Source organism: Christiangramia sabulilitoris (assembly GCF_007050985.1).
In the GTDB taxonomy this organism is placed as follows: Bacteria; Bacteroidota; Bacteroidia; order Flavobacteriales; family Flavobacteriaceae; genus Christiangramia; species Christiangramia sabulilitoris.
In genome coordinates, this window is record NZ_VHSF01000002.1 from 764,350 (window position 1) to 774,840 (window position 10,491).

9 protein-coding genes and 1 tRNA gene are annotated in these 10,491 nt (G+C 39.8%); 2 read left to right on the forward strand and 8 right to left on the reverse strand.

The window, feature by feature from the left end:
• Positions 1-2 precede the first annotated feature (2 nt).
• The 7 genes from FGM01_RS10070 to porV all read right to left on the reverse strand — a co-directional run bounded on the left by FGM01_RS10070 (position 3) and on the right by porV (position 6,812).
• Positions 3-602, reverse strand: coding sequence for a SprT-like domain-containing protein (locus FGM01_RS10070; protein WP_143411032.1), 600 nt, complete (start codon positions 600-602; stop codon positions 3-5).
• Positions 603-605: 3 nt separating this feature from the next.
• On the reverse strand, positions 606-1,289 hold the full coding sequence (locus tag FGM01_RS10075; RefSeq protein ID WP_143411033.1) for an SDR family NAD(P)-dependent oxidoreductase: 684 nt from the start codon (positions 1,287-1,289) through the stop codon (positions 606-608).
• Entirely contained in the window at positions 1,289-2,257 is a 969-nt protein-coding gene (locus FGM01_RS10080; protein WP_243735785.1) for a M20/M25/M40 family metallo-hydrolase, read from the reverse strand. Before FGM01_RS10080 ends, FGM01_RS10075 begins: the two co-directional genes overlap by 1 nt.
• 61 nt (positions 2,258-2,318) lie before the next feature.
• Positions 2,319-3,983, reverse strand: coding sequence for a pyruvate dehydrogenase complex dihydrolipoamide acetyltransferase (locus FGM01_RS10085; protein WP_143411034.1), 1,665 nt, complete (start codon positions 3,981-3,983; stop codon positions 2,319-2,321).
• Between the two features lie 3 nt (positions 3,984-3,986).
• A complete protein-coding gene (gene pdhA / locus FGM01_RS10090; protein ID WP_143411035.1) occupies positions 3,987-4,988 on the reverse strand; it encodes a pyruvate dehydrogenase (acetyl-transferring) E1 component subunit alpha in 1,002 nt (333 codons plus the stop codon).
• A 110-nt stretch (positions 4,989-5,098) separates the two neighbouring features.
• Positions 5,099-5,581 (reverse strand): cytidine deaminase, encoded by a 483-nt coding sequence (cdd, locus tag FGM01_RS10095; RefSeq protein ID WP_143411036.1) that lies wholly within the window; start codon positions 5,579-5,581, stop codon positions 5,099-5,101.
• Between the two features lie 79 nt (positions 5,582-5,660).
• On the reverse strand, positions 5,661-6,812 hold the full coding sequence (gene porV, locus FGM01_RS10100; protein WP_143411037.1) for a type IX secretion system outer membrane channel protein PorV: 1,152 nt from the start codon (positions 6,810-6,812) through the stop codon (positions 5,661-5,663).
• Positions 6,813-7,232: 420 nt separating this feature from the next.
• Here porV and gldJ point away from each other — a divergent pair, with 420 nt between their 5' ends.
• Both gldJ and FGM01_RS10110 read left to right on the forward strand, forming a co-directional pair.
• Complete coding sequence (gldJ, locus tag FGM01_RS10105; protein ID WP_143411038.1) at positions 7,233-8,927, forward strand: gliding motility lipoprotein GldJ; 1,695 nt, start codon at positions 7,233-7,235, stop codon at positions 8,925-8,927.
• Positions 8,928-8,992: 65 nt separating this feature from the next.
• On the forward strand, positions 8,993-10,294 hold the full coding sequence (locus FGM01_RS10110; protein WP_143411039.1) for a UDP-N-acetylmuramoyl-tripeptide--D-alanyl-D-alanine ligase: 1,302 nt from the start codon (positions 8,993-8,995) through the stop codon (positions 10,292-10,294).
• Between the two features lie 48 nt (positions 10,295-10,342).
• Here FGM01_RS10110 and FGM01_RS10115 read toward each other — a convergent pair.
• A tRNA-Val gene (locus FGM01_RS10115) sits at positions 10,343-10,417 on the reverse strand.
• Between the last annotated feature and the right edge of the window lie 74 nt (positions 10,418-10,491).

Genomic DNA, 10,491 nt, shown 5'->3' on the forward strand with positions numbered 1-10,491 from the left:
TTTTAAACCTTGATTAAATGTACTTCTGCATTTGGCTGAAAAAGATAAATTCTACCGGTATCCAACTCCAGGCATTCATACCTCTTGATCTTCCTGGGGCCTTTTTTAAAAGTTTTACCATTATGGATCTTAAATAAACTGCCAGATGGGATCTCAAACACATAACTTTTATCATTCTCCTCATCGAAGCTTTTTAAAGCTACAGATAACTTAGCATCTGTATCGCTGCTTGCTTTAGGATTCCTAAAATGATTTGCGATTACCGGAAGTAAGGAATTCGGAAAAATTTCGGGCCTGATAAAAGGCAACATTAATTTCCTGAAACAATGCTTCCATTCTGCACCATGTGGTTTTATAGTTCGGCCATATTTTTCAAAAGCAATGAGATGAGCGATCTCATGAACAGTAGTGATCAAAAACCTGTATTTATTCAAATTCGCATTGATGGTAATCTGTTGTGAGCCATCGGGCATCCGCCGGTAATCTCCATGCCTGGTAACCCTTTCGTTTACTATCTTGAGGTGAACGTCCTTTAATTTTATTAGCTCAGAGACAGGCTCTACCGCATTAACGGGTAAATATTTTTTCAGGATCTCCTGCATCTTCTATGGTGTACTATTGGACACCTGTAGTATTTTACCATTGTACAGTTTATGTCCGTTTAAGCTGAATTCAGCAATATATCCGGCCATTTGCCCGGCCGTAACGGGAGCTTCATAACCCGGAAAAGCTTCTTCCAGCATTTCAGTTTGTACTGCTCCAAGAGCCAGCGCATTAAATGAAGGCCCATTTTCTTTATATTCTTCGGCGAGCATTTCCGTTAAAGTAAGCAAAGCACCTTTACTACTGCTATACGCCGCCAGCCCAGGAAATTTCATGCTTCCCTGGATCCCACCCATACTGCTTATATTAACCACATGGGAATCATTATTTAAAAATGGCAGCAACTTTCTAATGATTTCAGCCACACCGAAAACATTAACTTTGTAAACTTCATGAAAGTCTTCCCAGCCGGTTTCGCTAAAAGGCTTGCTTAATAAAGTACCGGCATTATTTATAAGTATGTCTACCCGGGATCCCCAGTCATGCTGAATAAAACTCTCCGCTTTAAGCATAGAGTCCTCACTGGTAATATCGAAAGAAAATGCCCGAACATTTTCAAGATTCAATTCATTTACCGGTCTGTCATTCCTGGATAGGGCCAGAATGTTGTGCCCCATCTTAGCCAGGATTGAAACTAACTCATATCCAATCCCTCTGCTGGTACCGGTAATAACTATGTTTTTCATTATTCTGTCATTTTAATTTCCCTGTCTGTAGTCGAAGCCATTTTCTCTATTCCGGGAATCAGATTTTCTAACAGATTGGCCATATGAGAAACATCCATAAATTCTGCTTCATCATCTACGTGGTGATAGTAGGGATAGTTTGAAAAATCGAAAGTACAAATGGTTTGGGCCGGCACACCAAACTCCTGGTAAAATGGATAATTATCACTTCGTTTAAAAAGATTCATTTGCCCTGCCTGCGGAAGGAAACCAAGAACTTTCTGCCCGTCTGAATAATCATTGAATTTTTCAGCAAGATTTGAGTTTTTAAAACCAGTGATATAGGCCATATAACTTTTCGCCTTCATAGGCACACCAATCATTTCCAGGTTGATCATTGCATACAGATCTATATTCTCTTTCTTTAGCTCTTCTGCCATATGCTTAGATCCTTTCAATCCTTTTTCCTCTCCACTGAACAAAGCAAAAATAATACTGCGTTTGTTGCTCCCGCTTTCGGCTAAATGCTTTGCCAATTGAACCACACCCGTGGTGCCGGCGGCGTTATCATTGGCGCCATTAGCAATATCATCTCCATTCACTTTTTTACCATGCCCAATATGATCATAATGGGCTCCTATAATGATATATTCTTTTTTCAGTCTCTCATCGTTACCCTCCAGGACACCTACAATATTATAGGCATGTTTTTTACCAACCATAAAACTATCTCTGTAAGTTTTATAATAGGGCTTCAATCCAATTTCAAAAAATCTTTTTTCCAGGTAAACAGCTGCTTTTTCAATACCATTGGAGCCAGTCTCTCTTCCGGCAAGCTCATCAGACGACAGGTAGAAAAGGTCTTTCGTTACCTCAGCTTCAGAAACATTAATGGTTTTACTGGCAGGAGCCTGAGCATTTCCTATTTGAAAAATAAAAAGCATCAGGAGGATAGTCATATAACAGACAGGATTCAATTGTTTTCTCATATTGCTAAAGATAAAAAAATCCCGCGATTAAGCGGGATTTGAATTTTATTAGAAGCTTGAATTAAGCCAGCATTGTTACTGGATTTTCAAGGTAGGTCTTTAATGTTTTTAGGAACGCTGCTCCCGTTGCACCATCAACTGTACGGTGATCACATGCCAGGGTTAATTTCATAGTGTTTCCAACTATAATCTGACCATTCTTAACCACCGGTTTTTCAACAATAGTTCCTACTGAAAGAATTGCCGAGTTTGGCTGATTTATGATACTGGTAAATTCAACGATACCGAACATTCCTAAATTAGAAACAGTAAATGTACTGCCTTCCATTTCTGATGGCTGAATCTTTTTATTTCTGGCTTTCCCGGCAAGATCTTTCACATTACCGCCAATCTGCGTAAGCGACATTTGATCTGCATATTTAAGCACAGGCACTACCAGTCCTTCTTCAACCGCAACTGCAACTCCCATATGAATATGCTTGGCGATCTTAGTTGTGTCTCCTGTCCACTGACTATTCACCTGCGGATGTTTTCTCAATGCCATCGCAGAAGCTTTTATAACCATATCGTTAAAAGATACCTTAACATCTGGCATTTCATTAATATGCTCTCTGGAAGTCATCGCATTCTCCATATCAACCTCTATAGTCAGGTAGTAATGCGGCGCCGTGAATTTAGATTCCCCAAGTCGCTTGGCGATCACCTTACGCATTTGAGAATTTTTACGCTCCTCAAAACTTTCTTCTCCGGCAGGAGTATAAGGTTGTACTTCAGCAGTAGTTTTTTCAGCTGAATCTGATTTTGCCTCAGGTGCGGCTTTCTTCTCCGCTCCTTTAAAGTTCTCGATATCTTTCTTAATGATCCGGCCATTTTCTCCGGAACCATTTACATCTGAAAGATCGATCCCTTTATCCTCAGCCATTTTTTTAGCAAGTGGAGAAGCAAAAATTCTTTTACCATCCTTTGCAGAGCTATCTGAAGATGATGATTTCTCCTGCTCCTTTTTATCTTCAGATTCCTTAGAATCATCTTTTTGATCTTCTGAAGATTCAGTTTTTTTCGATTTTTTACCACCCCCAGCAGTATCAATCTTCGAAATATCTGTTCCCTCCGGACCAATTATAGCTAAAAGGCTGTCTACTTTCGCAGATTCCCCTTCCTGAATTCCAATTTTTAAAAGTGTTCCTTCGTAGAAAGACTCAAACTCCATTGTAGCCTTATCGGTTTCGATCTCAGCAAGAATATCTCCCTCCTCTACTTTGTCACCTTCCTGCTTAAGCCATGCGGCCACGGTTCCTTCTTCCATGGTATCACTCAAACGCGGCATTTTGACGATTTCTACTCCTTCCGGAACTTCCCCTGCTTCAGCACTACCATTATCTTCTTCAGAATCATCTTCTTCCTTTTCTTCCTTTTCTTTCTTTTCTTCTTTATCCCCAGAAGAATCACCATCTCCACCGCCATTAATAAGGTCTGAAATATCTTCACCTTCCTCACCAATGATAGCCAACAGCTCATCTACCGGCGCTCCGTCACCTTCTTCCACACCAATATGAAGCAAAGTTCCTTCGTAGAATGATTCGAATTCCATGGTAGCCTTATCAGTCTCGATCTCGGCCAGAATATCTCCTTCTTCTACTTTGTCTCCTACTTGTTTCAGCCACTTTGCAACGGTACCTTCTTCCATGGTATCGCTCAAACGTGGCATTTTGATAACTTCTGCCATAGTCTAATCTAATTTATGTGCTAGAAACGGATAATTCTCCTGTTCGTAAACAACGTCGTACATTACATTCTTGTCTGGAAAATCAGATTCATCCGCAAATTTTTCACATTCAGAAACTTTGTCCTTCACTCGCTGGTCGATTTCTTTAATCTCTTTTTCTGAAGCGTATTTTTTCTCTTTGATTATATCGCGAACCTTGGTGATTGGATCCAGCTTTTGATATTCTGCAACCTCGTCCTTGGTACGGTACTTTTGAGCATCACTCATAGAGTGTCCTCTGTAACGGTAAGTTTTTAACTCCAGGAAGGTAGGACCATCTCCTTTTCTCGCACGGGTGATTGCCTCATCCAATGCTTCAGCTACTTTTACAGGATCCATGGCATCCACCGGGCCACATGGCATTTCATAACCATTACCCAGCTTCCAAATCTCTGTATCTTTAGAAGTACGTGCTACAGAAGTTCCCATAGCATATCCATTATTTTCTACACAAAAAACAACCGGAAGATTCCAGTTTACGGCCATATTCAGAGTTTCATGAAGCGAACCCTGTCTAACTGCACCATCGCCCATAAAGGTTAAGGTTACATTATCTCTTTTGTGGTATTTATCTGCGAAAGCCAGTCCTGCACCCAGCGGAATCTGCCCGCCTACGATACCATGACCTCCATAAAATCTTTGCTCTTTTGCAAAAATATGCATGGAACCACCAAGTCCCATAGAGGTACCGGTCTTTTTACCATAAAGCTCGGCCATTACCCGTTTAGGATCCACTCCCATCCCGATAGGCTGAACGTGGTTTCGGTAAGCAGTGATCATACGATCTTTTTCAAGATCCATTGCATGCAATGCTCCGGCTAAAATAGCTTCCTGCCCGTTATATAAATGTAAAAATCCTCTAACTTTCTGCTGAATATAAACCTGCGCAAGCTTATCCTCAAATTTGCGCCAGAACAACATATCCTCGTACCACTTTAAGTAGGTGGCTTTTGTAATTTTCTTCATCTAAAATTTATATTTAAAGGCCGGACAGATTGATTTTGCCAAGCGGATAACAAAAATACTATTTTCAGGAAGAATCGAAAACAGTTTTACCGCAAAAAATAACGAAAACCTTATAGGCAATTACTATCAAAAACCAAAGGCAACAGATCCCTGACAGATTCTGCTTTCATCACCTTCCCCGTTTCACCCATAAAATATAGCTCAATAGGCTCTTCCTGCTTAACTTCGTATTCTACCAGTGCCTGTCTGCACGCTCCGCAAGGAGGAACCGGGGAATCTACTTTTTGCCGCATAGATTTCGCTGAAATTGCTATTTTCAGGATTTTTGAATGGGGGAACTTAGCGCCGGCATAATAAACCGCCGTTCTTTCAGCACAAAGGCCCGAGGGGTAGGAGGCATTTTCCTGATTACTTCCAACAACAACCTTATCATTTTCCAGGTGTATGGCAGCTCCTACTTTAAAATTGGAGTAAGGGGCATAAGCTTCATCCCTTACTTCTATTGCCTTTTGCATCAAAACCTGAATCTCTTCAGGCATTTCGTCAAGAGATTCATAAACTTCCAGTGAGGAAGTAATTGTAAGTGATTTCATAAAAAATAATTGGGCAGACAAGTTAATGGAAACCGGTATGGTTTCCATTTAATATTTGAATGTTTTAAGATTTTGAATTTTAGTTGCTGAAGCTATCGCCAAAATTAAAGCTTAAACCAAATCTTAATGTGCCTTCTAATGGACTTGGAACAGATGAGGTAGAAAATAAATAGGAAGCATCTATAATTACAGATTCGTAAGCAAAACCAGCTCCTAAAGAGAAGAATCTACGAAATCCTTTTTCCTCACTTTCGTTGAAATAACCCGCCCTTAAAGCAAATTTTTCCTGGTACCAGTATTCAGCACCTATGGCAAGAGTAAGTTCCTTTAACTCTTCTGAAAAACCATCTGGAGCATCACCAAAAGACTTAAAGATTCCCTCTATAGATCCAATCTCGTTATATTCGTCATCGTCCTCACCATCAATATCACCGTCATCATCGAAATCCTGAGGAGTAGGAACCAGTAACTTATTAAATTCCACATAAGTTCCCAAACGGTTGTCTGCATCGAAAATAAAATCGAAACCTGCACCGAGTTTCAGGTTGGTAGGAATAAAATTTTCCTGTCCCGCATCATCATATTTCATTTTAGGACCAATATTGGCGATATTTGCACCTAACCTCCATCTGGCATCAAAATTACTAAAAGTCAATTGCTCTCCTTCGTAAAAAGCAGCTACATCCACACCAAAAGTAGAAGCAGCACCAAGATCTTCAGTATCCTGCAATCCAAGGTCAGATCTCAGGTACCTACCTGCAACAGCCATGGAAAAAGTTTCACTTAATTTAAGGGCATAGGAAATATCAAAAGTAAGTTCATTAGGATTCACTAAAAGTGGAATCTCCTCAAAACTACCCCTGGTCTCTATAGACCCCAGACTAAAATATCTCAAGCTGGCCGCTGCGGCACTACGATCATTGATTTTATGGAAATAGTTCAAACTTCCCAGGAAGATATCATTTACAATTTCACTAAGATAAGGAGTATAGGTAACGGCAATACCATTTTCCCTGGTGGCAAAGGCATATTTGGCTGGATTCCATTGTTGTGAAAAAACATCTGGAGAAGTAGCCACGCCCTGGTCACCCATTCCCGCTGCCCTTGCATCTGCAGCTACTAATAAAAAGGGAACTGCTGTAGTAATTACCCTATCCCTGTCGTTTTGAGCAAACATTGAAAAATCGGCAAATAATATTACCGCAATCAAAAAGAATGTAATTTTCTTCATTATAGTAGTTAATGATAAACAAATATATAGTAATATTCCTGTTAAGAAAGAACACTCAGCTGAAAAAGCCTTCCTAACCTTTAAAATCCAATAATTTAATGAGTCTGAAAACTTTGGGGATTAATGAATATAACTCAATTAAATTGATTTTATTGCAAGCGGCAGGCAAGAGGCTTCTAAAATCGGCAAAAAACCTAATTGCATACAATTTTTGGAGACCGTTTACGTTAGTAGAAGTCTGGTAATTTTTTCAACCCTAAAACACTAGGTTTAAACCAAATATAAAACAATCATAGGTTATAGCATATCAGAGAGTTATACGATTTTACGGACTTTCATAATAAATAAAATAATCTTGTACATTTATCGTTAATTAGTATATTGCAGAGCCTAAATTTCTATCATAAAGAAGGAAATAATATGAAATTGAATGTAGCTTTAAAAGGCGTTATTGCTGTAATTTGCGGCCTTAGCTTACTTAGTTGTAACAAATCCAATAATTACAAAAACACCTCCCGTGCCACCGGCTGGGATATAAACTCAGACGAAGGTGGTTTTCAGTACAATACCAATTATAAAGAACAGGAAGCAGCTCCCGGTTTAGTTTTCGTTGAAGGCGGAACTTATACCATGGGACGTGTTCAGGATGACCCGATGCATGACTGGAATAACACTCCAACACAGCAGCACGTGCAATCCTTTTATATGGATGAGACCGAGGTTACCAACAAGATGTATCTCGAATATCTGGACTGGCTGAAAAGAGTTTTCCCTCCTAGTGAAGAAAATTATAAGAATATATATAATGGTGCTCTTCCAGATACACTGGTTTGGAGAAACAGGTTAGGTTATAATGAGACCATGGTAACTAACTACCTGCGTCACCCTGCCTACGCTGAATATCCCGTAGTGGGAGTTAGCTGGATCCAGGCTGTAGAATTCAGCAAATGGAGAACAGACAGGGTTAATGAATATCGACTGGAGGAAGAAGGTTTCACTAAAGAAGGTGCTCGCTATACAGATGTAAATGCATCATCTACTTTTAACACAGACACCTATATTAACACTCCCAGCAAAGCTTATGGCGGAAATACCGATGTTAGTCAGGGTGGTGACAAAGCTCAGGACAGGTTATCTGAAACCAATGACGCTGGTGAACCAATTAGAAAAGTATTTCCCGGAAGAGAAAGCGGACTTATCTATCCAGAATACAGATTACCAACGGAAGCCGAGTGGGAATATGCTGCTTTAGGCCTGGTTGGAATAAGAAATTACAACATCTATCGCGGTAGAAAAAAATATCCATGGGATGGACAGTATACCAGAAATGGAGATGTTAAGAAGATGGGTGATCAACTTGCCAATTTTAAGCAGGGAGATGGAGATTACGGTGGAATTGCCGGATGGAGTGATGATGGAGCAGATATAACTGCTGAAGTAAAATCTTATGAACCAAATGATTTTGGGTTATATGATATGGCCGGAAACGTTTCTGAATGGGTAGCAGATGTTTACCGACCAATCGTTGACGATGAATTTAATGACTTCAATTATTACCGAGGTAACGTTTATACAAAACACGCCATCAATGAGGATGGATCTGTAAAAGTTGTGGGAACAGATGATGTGGTGTATGATACCTTAAGTAATGGTAAACTCGTCGCCAGGAACCTACCGGGTGAAATCGCCCAGGTGCCGGTTACTGCAGATGACACTTACATGAGAACAAATTTTACCGAAAGTGACCAGAGAGATTTCCGTGATGGAGATAAAAGTTCAAGTAGGTATTATCAACCATTCCAGGAAGTAGATGAAGATCCTTCTAAAAGAATGTACAACTCCCCGACTTATGATAACTTCACTTTCGCAGACAGCACTTCTGAAGGTGGAATTACCGAAAGAGGTTACGACAAGGAAAAAAGAACTTCTCTTATATCTGATGAAGTAAGAGTTTATAAAGGCGGAAGCTGGAGAGACAGAGCTTACTGGCTGGATCCTGCCCAACGTCGTTACTTCCCTCAGGACATGGCTACAGACTATATTGGTTTCAGAAATGCTATGTCCAGAGTAGGTTCCAAATCACTTAATAAAAATAAGACTGCGCGCAACAATTAACGAACGCAACCTAAATAATACTTAAAGCCCTAACTTGTTTAGGGCTTTTTTTATAGATTTATTTTATGAATACAGCCAGACTACACCAACGCTTTTTACTCTGTACCGGTGCAGATACAGATACCAGAAAGATCAGAAAAAACAGCATGTTCTTTGCTTTGCAGGGAGGCAATTTTAATGGCAATGAATTTGCTGAAGAGGCCTTAATAAAAGGAGCCCGCTACGTTGTTGTTGACGATAAGAGGTTCGTGAAAAATAAAGAAGAATTTATCCTGGTTAAAAATGTTCTGGAGACCCTGCAGAAGCTCGCAATTTTCCATAGAAATTATTTAGGCATACCCATTCTTGCCATCACCGGCAGCAATGGCAAAACCACCACAAAAGAGCTCGTGAATGCGGTTCTTTCCAGAAAATATAAAACCATAGCCACCACCGGAAATCTAAATAACCACATAGGAGTTCCCCTTACCCTGCTTTCAATGGACGATCAAACAGAATTTGGAATTGTCGAAATGGGAGCTAACCATCAACTGGAAATTGAATTTCTATGCACCATCGCCAACCCTGATTACGGTTATATTACAAACTTTGGAAAAGCACACCTGGAAGGATTTGGTGGCGTTGAAGGAGTTATTAAAGGAAAGTCTGAGTTATATAAATTTTTACAGGAAAAGCACAAACTTATTTTCCTAAACCTGGATGACGAAATCCAGCGCAAACACGAAGGATACAATCACACTTTCAGCTTTGGAACGACCAAGGCTGCAGATGTGAAACTTGAATACCAGCCTGGCCTGCCCTTTGCCCAGTTAAATTTCAACAATACCGTATTTAAAAGCAAACTAACCGGAAGCTATAATGCGACCAATATGGCAGCAGCCCTGTGTATTGGTCTATATTTCAAAGTTGAATTTTCTGAGATCCAAAAGGCGATAGAAAATTATACTCCAGAAAATAACAGGTCACAGATCATTCAAACCGGGACCAATACGATCATCATGGATGCTTATAATGCCAATCCCACAAGTATGCATGCCGCTCTGGAGAATTTCAAGAGTTTAAAAACAGACAAACAAAAGATCGCCATCCTCGGTGATATGTTTGAATTGGGCAGTGCTGCGGCAACAGAACACCAGGTGATCGCAAATTATGTAAAGAACAGTGATTTTTCAGAATCCTATCTCGTAGGTACAAATTTTAAAAATACAGATTCTAACGGGAACCTGATCTTCCGGTTCAGAGATACAGATCATTTGATAGAACATTTAAAAGGCAGCAATTTTCAAAACTGTTATTTCCTTATTAAAGGATCCAGAGGCATGGCCCTGGAAAAAGCTCTCGAGAGCATACAAAAAAACGATTTATAGTTATTCCAAAACAAAAGCCGGCAAAGAAATTTACCGGCTTTTATTCTGTGAAGTGTACTGGATTCGAACCAGTGACCCCTACCCTGTCAAGGTAATGCTCTGAACCAACTGAGCTAACACTCCATTATGATCGGGTAAATATATTAAAAGTCTTTTCAACAGAATTGAAATTAAATAAAAAAAGAGGCCAATGAAAG

Bases quoted from the DNA above. Each gene is read 5' to 3' on its own strand.
- FGM01_RS10070 (WP_143411032.1), bottom strand. From the start codon at position 602: ATGCAGGAGATCCTGAAAAAATATTTACCCGTTAATGCGGTAGAGCCT.
- FGM01_RS10075 (WP_143411033.1), bottom strand. From the start codon at position 1,289: ATGAAAAACATAGTTATTACCGGTACCAGCAGAGGGATTGGATATGAG.
- FGM01_RS10080 (WP_243735785.1), bottom strand. From the start codon at position 2,257: ATGAGAAAACAATTGAATCCTGTCTGTTATATGACTATCCTCCTGATG.
- FGM01_RS10085 (WP_143411034.1), bottom strand. From the start codon at position 3,983: ATGGCAGAAGTTATCAAAATGCCACGTTTGAGCGATACCATGGAAGAA.
- pdhA (WP_143411035.1), bottom strand. From the start codon at position 4,988: ATGAAGAAAATTACAAAAGCCACCTACTTAAAGTGGTACGAGGATATG.
- cdd (WP_143411036.1), bottom strand. From the start codon at position 5,581: ATGAAATCACTTACAATTACTTCCTCACTGGAAGTTTATGAATCTCTT.
- porV (WP_143411037.1), bottom strand. From the start codon at position 6,812: ATGAAGAAAATTACATTCTTTTTGATTGCGGTAATATTATTTGCCGAT.
- gldJ (WP_143411038.1), top strand. From the start codon at position 7,233: ATGAAATTGAATGTAGCTTTAAAAGGCGTTATTGCTGTAATTTGCGGC.
- FGM01_RS10110 (WP_143411039.1), top strand. From the start codon at position 8,993: ATGAATACAGCCAGACTACACCAACGCTTTTTACTCTGTACCGGTGCA.